A 15,724-nucleotide genomic window follows, 5' to 3' on the forward strand; every position below is an offset into this window, starting at 1 on the left:
CGTGACTCTCATGTCTCTCGTGTTTCTCGTGCGATTGATCACGCGATGCCTCGCCGGGCCGCAGCGGGCCCGGACGCTACCCTGACAGCGGCGCGGATCCCGCCTGGCCGCTCTCAGGCGGCGACGTAGGCTTCCGGGTCGAGGCGCCGCATTTCGCCCTCGATCCAGGCCTCCAGCTCGCGCATGAGCGGCTCCGGTTCCCGGCCCGCCGCATCCACGGGCAGGCCGATGGATACGTCGATGACCCCCGGGATGAACCAGAAGGAGCGCCGGGGCCAGCAGCGCGCGGAGGTGACTGCGATGGGGATCACCGCCGCACCGGTGGCACAGGCCAGGCGCGTGGCACCGGTCTTGTAGACGCCCTGCTTGCCGCGCTCGGTACGCGTGCCCTCCGGGAACATGATGACCCACTTGCCACCATCCATCAGTTTGACACCCTGGCGCGCCACCTTGTTCCAGGCTTCCGAGCGCTTGCTGCGGTCGATATGGATCATCTCCAGGCGGCCGAGGGCCCAGCCGAAAACGGGGATACGCAGGAGTTCGCGCTTGAAGACGAAAGCGAGCGGATGCGGCATCACGCTCGGGAAGAAGAAGGTCTCCCAGGTGGACTGATGCTTCGCGCAGAGAACGACCCGGCGGTTGTCGTCGGGCCCCGGCAGGTGCTCCCAGCCGTGGATCCGGTAGCGCACGCCCCCGACCACGCGAACCGCGGCGATCGCCGCGCGCAGCCAGGGCACCGCGATCCACCACCAGAGCCGACCGGCGCCGACAAACAGCGACAGGAGCAGCAGCAGGAGCCCTGCCGGAACCACCGACAATGCGATCCAGCAGAAGACGATGACCGAACGGATGACGCGCATCATGCGGTCGCTATCCCGGCGCCGGCCGCGCCGGTGTCACCACCGCGGCCTCGCTCTACGGAAGTCACGAAGTCGGCGATGGCGGCGTAGGCCTCCTCCGCCTCCGGCAGCTCCGGCGTGAACAGCTGCCAGACGTGCACCATGTGGGGCCAGGTCTGCAGCGTGACCGGCGAGCCCGAGGCCTGGGCCTTGGCCGCATAGCGGCGCGCATCGTCGAGCAGCATCTCCGCGCGGCTGGCCTGGATCAGCACCGGCGGCAGGTCGCGGAGGCTGCCCCGCAGCGGCGAGACCCGCGGGTCCTTCGGCGGGATGCGCCAGCTGAACCAGTAGAACCACCAGAGCAGGATCGTCGGCACCTTGAGGAGCTTGCCGAAAGCCGGACCCAGCATCGGGTCCGTGGGCGCATTCAGGCGCAGGCTGGGGGAGGTCATGGTGACATCCGTGGACGGGGACAGCGCGATGGCGGCGTCGGGCTGACGCAGCCCGGCATCGCGGGCCCAGGCGATGACCTCCAGGGTGAGGCTGCCGCCGGCGGAATCCCCCGCAACGAGCAGGAAATCCGGCGGCTCCATGTCCTGCGGGCCGTTGTGCAGGATCCAGCGCAGGGCGTCCCGGCAGTCGTTGATGCCGTCGATGCGGCGGTACTCCGGGCACAGGCGGTAATCCACGGCAAACACCGCAGCGCCGAGCAGGCGGGACAGGCGGTCGGTAATGGGACGGTGGCTGGTGGGGCTGCCGGCGAACCAGGCGCCGCCGTGAAGGTAGAGCACCCGCCGGCGGCTGTCGGCCCCGGGCGCCAGTACCCACTCGCCGCGGATCGCATCGCTCTGCACGGGCTCGATGCGGCTCGCCAGGGCCCTGGTCTCACCCAGCTCATCCATCATGCGGCGGATCGCGGCGAGCCGCTCCCGGCCGCTGTAGCGGCCGATGTTCCCGGTCAGATCGCCCACGGCGCGCACCACGTCGCGATGAGCGGCGCTGGGCGGGTCGGCATCGGGCGGCGGCAACGGCGTGTCGAGATAGCGCAGGTTTTCGCCCCGCAGGTAGAACACACTGAAGGCGATGAAGGCGAGGACGATGAGCAGCGCCGTAACCATGATGCACTCCCGGGAGAAAAGACCGGCATTAAACCAGACCGGCCGCGGCACACCAAGGGCGCCGCCGGCCGCGCAGCGGGCGCTGTACACCCCGCCGCAAACCCGTATATTGGGGGGTTGGGCGCCGCCGGCCTGGCGTCACGACCCGAGCGGGAACGTCGCATGAAGAAACCGGTCAGCAAGGAGGATCTGCGCGCGGAGCTCGAGGACGCCATGGGGCGCTTCCTCGAGGAAGGCGGGAGCATCGAACAGGTGCCGCAGGGCGTCAGCGGCCGCGACGGCGACGCGCCGCCCAGGCACGGCACCCGGGAGCTGTTCATCGAGCCGAAGGCAACGCGAACGCAGATTCCCGAGGTGATCGCCGCCCTGGACGCCCGCCGCAGGCCGCCGAAGCGCCCACCGCAGCGCAGCGGACGCGGCCCGCGCCGCAAGCTCATCTACGACGATTTCGGCGAGCCGCTGCGCCACGTCTGGGTCGAGGATTGAGCCCTTCGTGAACTGCCGCCCGGTCGGTGCCGTATAGTGCGCAACGACCGGAGGACTGCATGATCACGCTCGAAGAAAGCATCGACGTCGCGCGCCCACCCGCGGAGGCCTTCCGCTACGTGAGCGATTTCCGAACGACCGCCGAGTGGGACGCCACGGCCTTTCGCGCCCGCAAGGATACCCCCGGACCGGTCGGCGAAGGCACGGAGTACGTCGTCGATTGCAGCCTCCCCGTGGGTTCCGTACGCATCCGCTACCGGGTGACCGGCTTTCGGGCCGACGGGTACATCGAGCTGACCGGCGACTCGCGCCTGTTCACCGTGACCGACCGGATTACCTTCAGTGCCCGTGAGGATGGCGGCACGCATATCGGCTACGTCGCGGACTTCGCCTACAAAGGTCCGCTGGCCAGCCTCGAGGGCGCGCTCCGCCCCGGCATGGAACGCATGGGCAAAAAGGCGCTGGAAGGGATGCGCCACGCCCTTGAGGACCGCCCGGCTCCGCCCGCCATCTCTGCCTGCAACGCGCGGGCGGATCGACTCGTGCTGCCGGGCCTCGCCCTCTTCAGCCGCCTCGGCTACCGCCGCGGCAGGCGCCGCTGGGAGCCGCTATCCGCCGACCTGGCCGGGCGCCACGCGGTGATCACCGGGGCCAGCTCCGGCATCGGCCGCGCCACCGCCCTGCGCCTGGCGGAACTCGGCGCAACGCTGACCCTGGTCATGCGTGATGCGGGGAAAGCTGAGGCCACCGTCGCGGCCCTCCGCGCCGAAAGCGGCAACGGCGCCATCCGCGCGGAGCTCGCGGACTTGAGCCTCATGGCCGACGTGGATGCCCTCGTCACCCGCCTCGGCGAGGCGGGGGAGCCGATCGATATCCTGGTGAACAACGCCGGCGCCCTGTTCAACCCGCGGCGGGAGACCGCCGAGGGGCTCGAGGCGAGCTTTGCCCTGCTGCTGCTCAGCCCCTACCGCCTGACCCGTGGCCTGCTGCCGCTACTGAAGGCGGGGGGCGGTGGCCGGGTGATCAACGTGGTCTCCGGGGGCATGTACTCGCAGCCGCTGGCCGTGCGCAAGCTCATCGCCCGGGAGGAGAACTACTCCGGCTCCGTCGCCTACGCGCGCTGCAAGCGCGCCCTCATGGTCACCACGGAGCAGTGGGCCGACGACTGGGCCAGCGACGGCATCGTGGTCAACGCCATGCACCCGGGCTGGGCCGATACACCGGGTGTGGAGAGTTCGCTGCCCGGCTTTCACCGGCTGACGCGCCGCATCCTGCGCAGCCCGGAGGAAGGGGCCGACACGGTGATCTGGCTCGCGGCCGCGCCGGAAGCCGGCGAGGCCAGCGGCCTCCTGTTCCTCGACCGGGAGCCCAGGACCACGCACCTGCTCGCACGTACCGCGGAGGAGGAAACCCCGGAGGAACGCGACGCCCTGCGCGCGTTTCTCGCCGAGCAGGACGCGGCCTTCCCCGCCGCCGTTGCAAAGGTGGCTGCCGCCCGCTAGCTTGGCGTCGACGCCCTGCCGAGGACAGCCCGTGAACGACGCCCTGCGCCCCTTCACCATCGCCGTACCCGATGCGGACCTTACGGACCTGCGCGAGCGCCTGCGCCGCACGCGCTGGCCGGACGCGGAGACCTGCGACGGCTGGGACCAGGGCATGCCCCTGGCCTACACCCGCGACCTCGCGGCCTACTGGGCCGAGGCCTATGACTGGCGCCGCTGCGAGGCCCTGCTCAACCAGTGGCCGCAGTTCATCACCACCATCGACGGTGTCGATGTTCACTTCCTGCACCGCCGGAGCCCGAACCCGGATGCCCTGCCGCTGGTAATCACCCACGGCTGGCCCGGATCAATCATCGAGTTCCACAAGGTGATCGAACCGCTCGCCGACCCCGCCGCCCATGGCGGCGATGCCCTGGACGCCTTTCACGTGGTGGTGCCCTCCCTGCCCGGCTACGGGTTTTCGGGCAAGCCGGCCCGCGCGGGCACGGGCGTGGAGGCAATCGGCCGCTGCTGGGGCCAGCTCATGGCCCGCCTCGGTTACGAGCGCTACGTCGCCCAGGGCGGCGACTGGGGCAGCGCGGTGACCCTGAGCATGGCGCAGACGGAAACCACCCACTGCGCCGGCGTGCACGTGAACATGCCCATCGTCGCCCCGGACCCGGAGACCCTCGAAGCGCCAAGTGAACAGGAGCAGTGCGCCTTCGCCGCCATGGAGTTCTATAACCGCTGGGACTCGGGCTACTCGAAGCAGCAGGCGACGCGGCCGCAGACCCTCGGCTACGCCCTCGCCGACTCGCCGGCGGGGCAGCTGGCGTGGATCATGGAGAAATTCCAGGCCTGGACAGACTGCGAGCAGGACGGCGTGCGCCACCCCGAGCACGCCCTCGGCCGCGACGAGATGCTCGACAACATCACGCTCTACTGGCTCAGCAACAGCGCCGCCAGTTCCGCGCGCCTGTACTGGGAGAGCTTCAACGACCCGGACCTGTCACCGATCGACCTGCCGGTGGGCTGCTCCCTCTTTCCCCGGGAGATCTTCCAGTGCAGCCGGCGCTGGGCCGAAAAGCGCTTCCGCAACCTCGTCTACTGGAATGAGCCGCCGCGCGGCGGCCACTTTGCCGCCTTCGAGCAGCCCGGCATCTTCGTCGAGGAACTGCGCGGCGCTTTCCGCGGCCTGCGCTGACCTGCGCCGAGCGGCCCGCTCAATCCGTGGCGGGCGCCGTGACCCGCGCCGGATCCTCCGCCGGCACCGGGGCCGGGTCCCCGCCGCGGGTGGCGATGCGGGCGAGCACGCCGAAACCGATGGCGAGAGCGGCGAGGACCACGATGACGGTCTTCCAGCTCATTCAGGCCACCTCCCCGAGGAGGATGTCGGCCAGCCGGGCCCGGTGCCAGGCGCCATCGCCCCAGAGCACCTCGCTGTGCTTCTGGCGCTTGAAGTAAAGGTGCACGTAGCACTCCCAGGTGAACCCGATACCGCCGTGGCACTGCACGGAACGGCCGGAGGCGAAGGCCGCCATGTCCGAGGCCGAGGCCTTGGCCATGTGCGCGAGCTGCAGGGCCTTCCCGGGCTCGTGATCCAGGGCGCAGGCGGCGTTGTAGAGCAGTGACTTGCTCTCATCCACGCGGGTCATGACGTCCACGAGCTGGTGCTTCACCGCCTGGAAGAAACCGAGGGGCCGGTCGAACTGCTTGCGCGCTTGGGCGTACTCGACCGTCGTCTGCAGCTGCCATTCCCCCGCGCCCACCATGTCGGCGGCGAGGAGCATCCACAGCGCGGGCATGGCGGCGTGGAAGGCCGCGAGGCCGTTGCGCCCCACCGGTTCCGCCGCGGCCTCCTCGAAGGTGACCCGGCCCTGGTCGCGGGTGAGGTCGACGATCGTGTCCGGTGCGACGGTGACGCCCTCGGCGTCGCTGGCGAGCCAGTAGAGGCCGAGGCCGCTTTCGTCCTGGGCAGCCACCAGGAGGCGCTCCGCCTTGCGAGGTTCCTGCACGAAGCAGGCGGTGCCCGAGAGGCGCCCGCCCTTCGCCGTCACGGGACTGTCCCCGGCGTGCCAGGACCCCGCGGCATTGGCGAAGGCCAGCGTCGCCGAGCGGCCCGCGGCGATCTCCTCGAGGGCTGCGGTGCCGCCGTCAGCCGCCGCGAGCACGTAGCTGGCCGCGAGCGTGGCCGCGAGGGGCCCGGGGAACGCGGCGCGGCCGTGCTCCTCCATGAGGCCGGCGACCGCGACCGCCGGCAGCCCCAGGCCGCCGGCGCTTTCCGGAACGGCGAGTGCCGTCCAGCCCAGCTCGACCATGGCCGGCCACAGGTCTTCCCGCCACGCAGCCGCACTGGCCGCCTCCGGGTCCGGGTTGGCGGCGACCAGCGCATGCAGCCGGTCCACCGGCAGGTGCTCGGCAAAGAACTTGCGCGCGGAATCCTTGAGCAGCGCGCACTCGTCGCCGAAGCCGAAATTGGTGGGTTGCGTCACGGTGTCCTCCTGCCTCGACCTACTACTTGGATTTAGCCAGGCCGAGCACGCGCTCGCCCAGGATGTTGCGCTGGATTTCGCTGGTCCCCGCGGCGATCGTCATGCCGTAGGAATTCATGTACGCCAGGGGCCACTGTCCACCGGTGGGCGCATGCTCGTCGGCCAGGTACAGCGTGGAAGCGGGCCCGGCCACCTCGAGGCCGAGGCGGGCCGTATCCTGGGCGAGCTCGCTGATGAGCAGCTTGTACTGCAGCTGCAGGCGCATGGGGTGGTCCTGCAGCGCCGGCACCCGGGAGCGCCGCTGGTTCTGCTGCAGGGCCTCCTCGCGGATGAACTGGCGCACGATGCGGTCGCGCAGCAGGGGGTCATCCGCTGCGGTGCCGTTACCGCGCGGGGTCTCCTGTGCCAGCGTGCGCAGGTTCCGCGCCGTGGGGGAAAAACTGGTTTTCGAGGTCAGGCCGCCGGAGCGCGGCGTGACCAGCTCACCGCCGCCGCGCTCATGAAGCAGCGTGGTCATGGCCACCTGCCAGCCTTTGCCGAGCTCGTCGAGGCGGTAGCTGTCGTCGACCTCGAGGTCCTCGAAGATCACCTCGTTGAAGCCCGTCTCCCCGGTGATCTTGATCAGCGGGCGCACGGTGACGCCCTTGCCGAGGGCGGAGCGGATCGGCACCACGAAGTAGGAGAGCCCGTCGTACTTGTGGCTCTTGTCCGTGCGCAGCAGCAGTATCATCCACTCGGCGAAGTGGGCCAGGGACGTCCATACCTTGTGGCCATTGATCACCCAGCGGTCGCCGCGGCGCTCCGCGAAGGTCTGCACGCTGGCAAGATCCGACCCGGCCCCCGGCTCCGAGAAGCCCTGGCACCAGATGTCCTCGCCGGAGAGGAGCCGCGGCAGCAGCCGCTCCTTTAGCGGTTCCTGCGCGTGGTAGAAGAGCGTCGGTGCGGCCATGCCGAGGCCGATGACATTGGGCAGGAAAGGCGTCCGCGCCGCGAGCATTTCCTCGTTGGCCACCCGCTGGCAGTTCGTGCGGCCGCCGCCGCCGACGGCTTCCGGGTAGTCGCAGCCGACCAGGCCGGCGTCGTAAGCCGCCTTCTGCCAGGCCTGCAGCCAGTGCAGCTGGGGCTCGGTCATGATCTCGATGGCCGACTGGGGCAGCCGCACCGGCGACTCTCCCGGGTGGTTGTCGCGCAGCCAGGCGCGGCAGTAAGCGCGGAACTCGGCCTGTTCGGGCGTATCCTTGCGTTCGCTTTCCGACATGAACGGGGTCCTTGGGCTGTGGGTCATCGGGCGCAGGAAGTGTGGAGCATTGCTCGGCCAGCGGCAAGCAATGCTCAATGACGGGGCGGCGCGACGCCTCAGTAGTGCGGCGGGGGCGGCTCGTCACCGTCCCCCGCCGGCACCCGCTCGTCGAGGGCACGCACGCGCGCGGCGAGCAGGCTGACCTGTTTTTTCAGCTCGAGGAGCGCCTGCTGCTGCTCGGCATAGGCCTGGTCCAGGGCGTGCAGGGTGTCGCCCTGGAACGCAAGCTCGGTCTGCAACGCCTCCAGCGCCGCCTGCAGTTTCTCGTCCGCCATCGCCTGACCTGTACGCCTGCCTCGGGGGCCCCGTAACATACACTGCCGACGCAGCGACACAAACAGGCCGACCCGGAGAGCACCATGGCTGGACGCATCGTTTACCGAACCGACGGCGGCCGCACCTGCCCGCGCTGCGGCGAGCCGCTCGCCGCCTGCCGCTGCGCGGAAGACGCCGCCGCGACGCCTGCGGGAGATGGCATCGTGCGCCTGCGCCGGGAGCGCAAGGGACGCGGCGGCAAGGCGGTCACGCTGGTCGACGGTGTGCCGCTCCCGGCGCCGGAACTCAAGAAGCTGGCGAAGCGCCTCAAGCAGCGCTGTGGTGTCGGCGGGGCCATCAAGGACGGGCGGATCGAGATCCAGGGCGACCAGCGCGAGGTCCTGAAGGACCTGCTCGAGGCCGAGGGTTTCAGGGTAAAACTCGCTGGCGGCTGAGAAGACAGGAAACAGCCAGTTTTGGCATTTTTGGCCCTCTTTTTTCGATTTATAGCTACTTTATTCTGCAATTTACCGCCCCTGCCTCCCCCCTCCAGGCGCAGCTTACGTCACTTTCCCCAGCCCATCGCTAAAAAAGATCACGTAACCCTCTATTTTTTATTGAATTTGGCCTTTTCCCTGTGCTACACCTAATCGCGTGGGATGCTCCGGGGTACGGGCGCGAGGCCGCAGCACAAGCGGTCGCGCCGGGGAAAGAACAAGCACAAGGACCCCTCAGTAACCGGGACCGGCACATTGGCGTCGCCACCGTGGACGAAGCAGAACAACAGACACGGCACACTGCGAGGAACCGGTCATGTACATCACGGCGGAACACCTGAGGGAAGAGGTCATACGCCCCACCCTCACCTACCTGGGCGCCTGGAGTGAGGCTCTCGAGGAGCGGCTGCTGCGTGCGGCCATCGACGGGCCCGACGTCGGCCTCTTCGCCCGCAGCGGCGACGGCTTCGGCCTCTACCACATCACCGCGGCCCAGCACCGGGATATCTGGGACCGCTACCTGGCGTTCCGGCCGGAAATCGCCAGCCGCGTACGCGGCCTCGCCAGCCAGCGGGCGTTTCTCAGCAACCCGGACCACGAGCTGCGCACGAACCTGTCCTATTGCACCGCGATCGCCTGGCTGCTCTGCGAGCGAGCCGGCCTCGGCAGCCAGCCCCTGCCGGCCGCGGCGGCCACACCGGCGCGCAGCCACGCCTTCAGCTTGCGCTAGCCTGCTCCCAGGCCGGCAGATCCTCCGGGCGATCGATATCGCGCCGGGGCGCCAGCAACGCCACCCGCCACCCCAGGGCGTCCACGCGCGCCAGCGTCTGCGCCAGCACCGCGTCCGTGCCCCAGGACACCCCCTGAAAGAGCCGCGCATCGACCCGGCGCACGCCGATCAGCACGTAGCCCCCGTCGAGGGCCGGCCCCAGTACCACGTCCGCCGTGGCCAGGGCCGCAAAGGCATCCTCCACGTAGGCTGCATCAAGCCCGGGGCAATCGCTCCCCACCAGTACGACCCGCGGCGCGCCGGCGAGCGCCGTCTCCAGCGCATGCCGCATGCGCTCACCGAGATCCGCCCCGCGCTGGCGCCGCACGCCCGCGCGCCCCAGCGCCGCGGCGTGGCGCAGCGCCGGGTGCGCCGGGTCGCCCGCGACCCAGAGCTCGCGCCCGCAGCGGCGCACGCCGGCAAGCTGCCGCGCCGTATGCGTCAGCAGGGCGATGTGCAGCTCACAGGCGGCGGCGGCATCGAGCACCGGCTGCATGCGTGTCTTCACCTCGCCGGGCACGGGCTCGCGCGCGAACTGCAACAGGCGGCGCTCCTGCGCGGGAGCCATGGTGCTGTCCACGCCCTCAACCATAGTAGCGGTCCGCCAGCCTCGCCGGTGACGTCCCGAGCGCGTAGCGCAACCGCAGGCTCCACATGAGCAGGACCGTGCGCAGGATGCCCTGCTCCTCCCAGCGCCGGCTGGAGGTGCACACCGTCAGCCCCGCGCCGCCCGGGCGTGAACGGCGGCGCAGGCGCGTGCAGAATTCCACGTCTTCCATGAGGGGGATCGGCGCAAAGCCACCTTCGGCCTCGAACAGGCTGCGGCGCAGGTAGAGAAGCTGGTCGCCGGTACCGATCCCGCTGAGCCGGGAACGGGCATTCATGGCGCGCTCGATCAGCCGCAGCGCCGGAGCGCGGCCGCTCAGCCGTACCCGGCAGAAACCCCAGGACCTCCCCGCCCCCAGCGCCGCGTCCAGCGCATCCGCATCGAACAGGGGCTCGGTATCCGCGTGGAGGAAGCAGAGCCACTCCCCGCGCGCCGCGGCCCCGCCGAGATTCATCTGCGCGGCGCGGCCGCGCTCGCCGAGGAGCACGAGGTCTGCGGCCGCGAGCGCCTCGGGAACCGTGGCGTCCGTGCTGCCACCATCGACGACGATGCATTCTGCGCCGGGAAAAGCCGCCCGCAGCCGCGCGAGCAGCGGCCCGAGCCGTCCGGCCTCGTTGAGTACCGGCAGAATAAAACTGTGCCTGGGGGTCATCGTGATCAGTAGCGCGCCGCCCGTTCCCCGGGCTGAAACAGGGTCGGCGCCCCGCCCTGCAGGTAGTCGAAGAGCACGCGGTAGGCGAGCACGGCCTTGACGTAATCGCGGGTCTCCCGGAACGGCAGGGTCTCGATCCAGCTTTCCAGCGGCAGATTCCTGCCGCGCCAGTTGTCGACGCGGTTCGGCCCCGCGTTGTAGGCGGCGAGGGCGAGCACCCGGTTACCGCCGTAGCGCTCGAGGAGCTGGCGGTAGTAGGCGCTGCCGATGAGCACGTTGTCCTCGACGCGGTACAGAGCGGCGGCCGGCGCGGCGACCCCGAGCCGGCTGGCGACCTGGCGTCCGGTCGCGGGAAGGACCTGCATGAGGCCCCGGGCCCCGGCGCTGGAATGCGCCGCGGGGAAAAACGCGCTCTCCCGCCGGGCGATGGCCATCAGTTCGGTCTCGGGCAGGCCCAGCGCCCGCGCCCGCGCCGTAAACACGTCGCGGTACGCCAGGGGAAAGCGCAGCTCCAGCGCATCGTGGGCCGCCGCCTCGTTGGCCGCATCGATGGCAAGGTGATACCAGCCTTCCGCGGCAGCGAGGGCCGCCAGGGTGAGGCGGGCGTCCCGGTCCTCGCTGCGGAGCACGCCCCGCCACTCCGCGTGCGCGTCGCGCTCCTCGCCAAGCACGTGCAGCTCACCCACCCGCCTGAGTCCGGGCTTTGCCAGCAGTTCGGGCGCCGCGGCCAAGGGTGGAAGGGGACGATGATTGAAGGCATAGGGCACATCGAGGTGCTCCGCGGCAAGAAAGCCGTAGTAGCTGCGTTCCTTCGCGGCAGCGGCGAGTAGTGCGCGGCCCGCCTCGCGCTCGCCGATCGCCTCGCGGGCCACACCGCGCCAGTAGCGCCATTGGGCCGACTCGCGCTCGGCCGCCGAGAGTGCGGGCGCCACCGCCAGGAAGCGTGGCCAGTCTGCCTCCGCGAGAAGCCAGCGCAGGCGCATGGCCGTGAGCTGGTCATCGCCCCAGGTCGCCAGGTTGGCGTCGATCCAGGGCACGGCCGCGCCTTCCTGTGCGAGGAGGGCCTGGAAGGCGATACGCCACTCCGTTCCCGCCCGGCCCGGATCTTCTGCGGGCAGCGCTCCGCTGCGCGTGCGCCAGGCATCGAGGGCTCGCAGCGGGTGGTAGCGCGCCAGGCGCCGCAGGCCCCAATGGAGCGCCTCGGCGCGGCGGGCCGGCGCTATAGCGTCGAGGTGACGCTCCAGCCGCTGTGGCTCTCGGTAGAGCCGGGCCAGGACCTTCGCATCGACCTCGAGAGCCGGCGGCGAGAGGCTGACAAGATAGCGTAGGAGGGAACTCTGGCGCGCCTCAAAGGCGAGGCCGAGACGCGCCCAGACCCGTTCAGCGGTAGCGCCGCCGGCCGCCAGCCAGGGCGCGAAAAGCGGATCGCAGGCCTTCGGCCGGGAGTAGCCGTGCACCCAGAGGCGCGCGGCACCGGCAAAGGCGGCCTCGCGGTCCCCCGTCGCCAGCTGGGCGCGGTGGTAATAGCACTGCAGGGTCACGTCCCGCGGGCGTTCTTCCGCAGCCGCCAGGAAGTCCTCCCAGCGCCCGTCGCGGCCCGCCTGGCGCAGGTAGGCGTCGAGGAAGCGGTTGCCCACCGGCGAGCCCGCGCTGCGCTCCACGAAGCGCGCGGCGCGGTCGCCGGGCACGAAGCGCCGCTCCCGCGTGAGGCGGAAGTAGTCGAGGTAGAGGGCGAGGGGATAGTCGTCGAGGCGTCCGCGCAACTGCTCGAACGCCGCCAGCTCACCCGCGTACAGCGCGTCGAGGGCATTGCGGTAGGTCGCACGTTGCGCCTTGAGGGCCGGATCGTCAGGCAGCAGGGATGCGGAGGCCGGCGCCGCCAGCGCGGTGAGGAGCAAGGCGATCCTGGCGACAAATCCCGGCAACACGACTTCCGCTGAGGGTAGGGCCGCCCCGCTGGCGACCGCCGGGCCATCGTGCAGCGCCCCTGAGGCGAATGCAAGACCACCTCGCATCGACCGTGCCAGCACCGCACACGGTAACGCCCTGGGTGGTCACCGGCACACAGCCTGCCGCTGGTTCCCGGCGCGCGGGTTGCCCCTTTCGATACTGTGCCCGGAAAGGACCCTTTGAGCTGTGGTCCGCCTGGCATCCACCTGGCGGTGTCTAGCTGGGCCGTAGCTGGGTCACTACTGTGACCAGCTGAGCCCAAAAGTCCTTACGATACAGGCATTTATATTGTGCTGCCATAGATCGCAGTGGTCTTCTTTTGTGTGCGGCCTGTGACCCCGAGTGTCGGGGCCTCAGGCACTACTACGAGCACTAGGAGACGAGTTATGGCATTCACAGCAAAGATGATCAATGGGCTTCAGCCGAAGAGCAGCGGCCCCTACCGAATCTCGGACGAGCTGGTATCGGGCCTCAACCTCCAGGTCAGCCCTGGCGGGAACAAGGCTTGGACGCTTCGCTACCGGGACGAGCGCGGGAAGCGCAAGTACGTCCGCCTTGGTCAATGGCCTGCCCTCGGGATCGCCGCCGCACGTGAAAAGGCGCAGGAGAAGAAACGGGCGATAGCGAACGGCGAAGACCCAAAACCAAAGCCCGCTTGCGATGAAGCAACAGTCGAAGAGCTGATCGACGCCTACATGGAGACGAAGACCGAAGCCAAGTCTTACAAACTGATGCAGACCTACCGGAAGAAGCTGCCCGGCTGGTTTGAGAAGAAAGTCGCCTGCGACGTCACCATCGACGACTGTCACGACGTACTGCGACCGATCGCCAAGGCAACCCCCACGTTCGCGAACAGGGTACTGACCTACCTGCGGACGATTTGGAACTTCGGAATCAACATCGAGTACGACCTGACCCGCGACCGAGACCTTACCTTCGGCGTGAAGGACAACCCACTTCGAAACATCAAGCCGATCAGCACCGCCGAAAGGCCCGCCGAGGTGCGGCTGACCATGGAGAACCTCGCCGCCGCCTGGACTCACATTCCCGAGTACGGCGCACCGGTGACTTGGCTCGCGATCCGCTTCCACATCGCCATGTACGGCAGGCGGGTGAAGGACACCCTCTACACGCGCTGGGATGAAATCACGGAGGTCGATGGCATCAAGTGCATTTCACTCCCCGAAGGCCGCACCAAATCAGGGAAGCCGCAGACCATCCCCCTCACCCGCCACGCACTTGCAGTGCTGGAGGAAGTGCACGACTACACCAGCCACGCCGAGTGCGTGTTTCCGCAGCGGTCCGCGATCAGCACTCCACTCTCCCTCATCGCGTTGACTGCGGCTGCGCGAAAGGTGCGCCAGAACCACCCCGCCATGGGCGACTTCGCGCCCCGCTACTGCCGCGCCTGCGCTGTGACCGAACTTGGCAACCACGGAATCGACCGCCACCTCATCGACCTCGCGCACCAGCGCCACATCAAGACGGTTAGCGGAGTGGGCACCAAGGCGTACGACCGGGCGCACCGGGTCCGGGAGCTAAAAGTCGTCGCTGACGCCTGGGACGAAATCTTGTGTGACGCGCTGAGACGCTACTGTGACCAGCCGGGCCCAGAACTTGTGGCCAACCTCTAGCATATGAGGAGAATGGGGTGTGCGGCGATTTTGCCGCGCAACCATGGAACAAACAAGATGAATCATATTAACACTAGGTCAGCAGAAGAACGTCTGGGTTTAATCCCGAAATTCGACTTCTTTCAAGGACTAGAGGCTCCAAGGTTCTCACACGCGGAGGATCGAGCACGATACGGAGAACCGCATGAGATCAGTCTTAAAGACGTAACGCACCTGTGGTTAGTAATGGGCCAGAATGGTTTATACCTACGGGTCTGCGTGGAAGACTGGAATCGAATCCACGACGAGGATTACGGGGAAGTAGACCCCAATAAGTACCATACGAAGCACGTGAACGAGTTTGAGTTAGATCGCGTGCTCCGTTTCATGGAGTATTGCGAACATGGCTTTCGTCAGACCTTGTCGGAGGTCTATCAGGGCGAATTAACCATAGGGTTTTCCCGTGCGGACACGATGTGGGCGCAAGTAGGAGTCTGGTTTGTGCCCCTAGACCACCGGGACGGAGACGACGAGTACTTCTTTGAAAAGGCTTGCCTCGAAGCTGGTCTAACACCTCCCTACGGTCGCTTCGTGCAGCAAGAAATGCTTGATGAAGAAGCAGCGTAAGCACCCCACCCCCTGCCTCCGGGCAGGGGGCTTTCAACTTAAACCCTCCATTTCTCGACTAGCTTTTCCCATTCAATCCCACTCAGATTATTCGACTTTCTCACGCTTTGAATAAAAGGAGACATCAGTTTATAGCTGGATACACATATCGATCTCAGGGACGACTTTATGATCGTTTCGTCATAGGCTCCGTTTTCAATTCCAATAGCCATGGCCTCCCACAAGCTCATGTAAAGCTTCAGGCGATCCACTTCCTCCTGTTGAGACGGCGTCAGGTCAGTGTACGAATTGGGGTCGCCCATCTTCGCGAAAGCTTCCGGCCTTCTTCCGCAATTCGCGGCTAACTTGTGCCCGTCAATAAAAATTTCATCCACGATCAGAGTACGCATTAGCTCCATTGTGGAGGAGATACGCGTGGACTCTTTGGAACTCGAAATCGCCCTAACACCGTTTCTGGCGGCGTATACCGCCGCCAGAGCGCCTATCCAGAAAGGTAGTTGGTCAAGCTGAGCGCAAAGCCATTCCTTCATAAACTGTTGTCCTACGCTATTGGCTGAGTGCCTATTCCTACCGGTTCAACAATCTACTAACCGCGCAGCGGCTCAACGCAGGTAGAGGCCCACAACTTGAGACGCCGTAACGAAAAGAGCGAGACAGCCCTTAGTAAATGACCAAAACTGATCCCCACCGAACTTAGAGCCTACTACCTGAAATCAGGAAATGGAAAACGGCCCTGCCGAGGAATACACTGGCGACGCTAGCCGAGAGTCAGTAACAGCCAACAGCGCCCGGATTCCAACTATGCCACTACTGCCCCTCCTCAAGACTTCGCCCGAAGCTGTCGAGGCCATGCACATCGAGCAAATCGTTATGCAGGCTGGCGACGGCGACCTCAAGGACAACTCCGAGTGCCAGACTGAATCGCTCCGGGTTTGTCGGAGGCTCCAGACCTTGAGAGGATGGAGCGATGAACAAACGACCGAAGTATCCACCGGAGTTCCGGGAGCGAGCTGTTCGCATGGTGCTTGAGCATCAGGG

General features: G+C 67.7%; 17 protein-coding genes. 7 read left to right on the forward strand and 10 right to left on the reverse strand.

Annotated features, from left to right (window positions below; all coding sequences use genetic code 11):
- Nucleotides 1–113: 113 nt before the first annotated feature.
- Nucleotides 114–863 (reverse strand): lysophospholipid acyltransferase family protein, encoded by a 750-nt coding sequence (locus ACX93N_RS02365; RefSeq protein ID WP_459426777.1) that lies wholly within the window; start codon nucleotides 861–863, stop codon nucleotides 114–116.
- On the reverse strand, nucleotides 860–1,957 hold the full coding sequence (locus ACX93N_RS02370; protein WP_459426778.1) for an alpha/beta hydrolase: 1,098 nt from the start codon (nucleotides 1,955–1,957) through the stop codon (nucleotides 860–862). The genes ACX93N_RS02365 and ACX93N_RS02370 overlap by 4 nt, the downstream gene beginning before the upstream one ends.
- 162 nt (nucleotides 1,958–2,119) lie before the next feature.
- Between ACX93N_RS02370 and ACX93N_RS02375 the strand changes: the two genes are divergently transcribed.
- Genes ACX93N_RS02375 through ACX93N_RS02385 form a run of 3 tightly spaced genes read left to right on the forward strand, consistent with a single transcriptional unit; the run spans nucleotide 2,120 to nucleotide 5,128 of the window.
- Nucleotides 2,120–2,443 carry a hypothetical protein gene (locus ACX93N_RS02375; protein ID WP_459426779.1) on the forward strand — a complete coding sequence of 108 codons (324 nt, stop codon included), beginning with the start codon at nucleotides 2,120–2,122 and terminating at the stop codon, nucleotides 2,441–2,443.
- Nucleotides 2,444–2,502: 59 nt separating this feature from the next.
- Entirely contained in the window at nucleotides 2,503–3,945 is a 1,443-nt protein-coding gene (locus tag ACX93N_RS02380) for an SDR family NAD(P)-dependent oxidoreductase (protein ID WP_459426780.1), read from the forward strand.
- A 31-nt stretch (nucleotides 3,946–3,976) separates the two neighbouring features.
- Nucleotides 3,977–5,128 (forward strand): epoxide hydrolase family protein, encoded by a 1,152-nt coding sequence (locus ACX93N_RS02385; RefSeq protein WP_459426781.1) that lies wholly within the window; start codon nucleotides 3,977–3,979, stop codon nucleotides 5,126–5,128.
- Between the two features lie 19 nt (nucleotides 5,129–5,147).
- Here the strand turns inward: ACX93N_RS02385 and ACX93N_RS02390 are convergent, their stop codons facing one another.
- The 4 genes from ACX93N_RS02390 to ACX93N_RS02405 form a co-directional block, all read right to left on the reverse strand.
- Complete coding sequence (locus ACX93N_RS02390; protein ID WP_459426782.1) at nucleotides 5,148–5,291, reverse strand: hypothetical protein; 144 nt, start codon at nucleotides 5,289–5,291, stop codon at nucleotides 5,148–5,150.
- Nucleotides 5,292–6,416, reverse strand: a complete 1,125-nt coding sequence (locus ACX93N_RS02395; protein ID WP_459426783.1) for an acyl-CoA dehydrogenase family protein — start codon at nucleotides 6,414–6,416, stop codon at nucleotides 5,292–5,294.
- Nucleotides 6,417–6,438: 22 nt separating this feature from the next.
- Nucleotides 6,439–7,674 (reverse strand): acyl-CoA dehydrogenase family protein, encoded by a 1,236-nt coding sequence (locus ACX93N_RS02400; protein ID WP_459426784.1) that lies wholly within the window; start codon nucleotides 7,672–7,674, stop codon nucleotides 6,439–6,441.
- A gap of 98 nt (nucleotides 7,675–7,772) precedes the next feature.
- Nucleotides 7,773–7,991 (reverse strand): SlyX family protein, encoded by a 219-nt coding sequence (locus tag ACX93N_RS02405; RefSeq protein WP_459426785.1) that lies wholly within the window; start codon nucleotides 7,989–7,991, stop codon nucleotides 7,773–7,775.
- An 84-nt stretch (nucleotides 7,992–8,075) separates the two neighbouring features.
- Here ACX93N_RS02405 and ACX93N_RS02410 point away from each other — a divergent pair, with 84 nt between their 5' ends.
- The gene (locus ACX93N_RS02410; protein WP_459426786.1) at nucleotides 8,076–8,426 is read left to right on the forward strand and encodes a translation initiation factor Sui1; all 351 of its coding nucleotides are present in this window, start codon (nucleotides 8,076–8,078) and stop codon (nucleotides 8,424–8,426) included.
- A 358-nt stretch (nucleotides 8,427–8,784) separates the two neighbouring features.
- Complete coding sequence (locus ACX93N_RS02415) at nucleotides 8,785–9,198, forward strand: hypothetical protein (protein ID WP_459426787.1); 414 nt, start codon at nucleotides 8,785–8,787, stop codon at nucleotides 9,196–9,198.
- On the opposite strand, the gene ACX93N_RS02420 is transcribed toward ACX93N_RS02415, so the two are convergent.
- From ACX93N_RS02420 to ACX93N_RS02430, 3 genes are read right to left on the reverse strand one after another with little or no spacing between them, the layout of a single operon-like run.
- Nucleotides 9,185–9,829 carry a TIGR04282 family arsenosugar biosynthesis glycosyltransferase gene (locus ACX93N_RS02420; protein WP_459426788.1) on the reverse strand — a complete coding sequence of 215 codons (645 nt, stop codon included), beginning with the start codon at nucleotides 9,827–9,829 and terminating at the stop codon, nucleotides 9,185–9,187. The genes ACX93N_RS02415 and ACX93N_RS02420 overlap by 14 nt on opposite strands.
- Entirely contained in the window at nucleotides 9,822–10,496 is a 675-nt protein-coding gene (locus ACX93N_RS02425) for a TIGR04283 family arsenosugar biosynthesis glycosyltransferase (RefSeq protein WP_459426789.1), read from the reverse strand. Before ACX93N_RS02425 ends, ACX93N_RS02420 begins: the two co-directional genes overlap by 8 nt.
- A gap of 5 nt (nucleotides 10,497–10,501) precedes the next feature.
- Nucleotides 10,502–12,424, reverse strand: a complete 1,923-nt coding sequence (locus tag ACX93N_RS02430; protein WP_459426790.1) for a transglycosylase SLT domain-containing protein — start codon at nucleotides 12,422–12,424, stop codon at nucleotides 10,502–10,504.
- 408 nt (nucleotides 12,425–12,832) lie between these two features.
- On the opposite strand from ACX93N_RS02430, the gene ACX93N_RS02435 reads away from it, so the two are divergent.
- Both ACX93N_RS02435 and ACX93N_RS02440 read left to right on the forward strand, forming a co-directional pair.
- Entirely contained in the window at nucleotides 12,833–14,080 is a 1,248-nt protein-coding gene (locus tag ACX93N_RS02435) for a tyrosine-type recombinase/integrase (protein WP_459426791.1), read from the forward strand.
- A 330-nt stretch (nucleotides 14,081–14,410) separates the two neighbouring features.
- Nucleotides 14,411–14,686, forward strand: a complete 276-nt coding sequence (locus ACX93N_RS02440) for a hypothetical protein (protein ID WP_459426792.1) — start codon at nucleotides 14,411–14,413, stop codon at nucleotides 14,684–14,686.
- A gap of 38 nt (nucleotides 14,687–14,724) precedes the next feature.
- On the opposite strand, the gene ACX93N_RS02445 is transcribed toward ACX93N_RS02440, so the two are convergent.
- Complete coding sequence (locus ACX93N_RS02445; protein ID WP_459426793.1) at nucleotides 14,725–15,216, reverse strand: DUF4760 domain-containing protein; 492 nt, start codon at nucleotides 15,214–15,216, stop codon at nucleotides 14,725–14,727.
- Between the last annotated feature and the right edge of the window lie 508 nt (nucleotides 15,217–15,724).

It is taken from the genome of Pseudohaliea sp. (assembly GCF_054552115.1).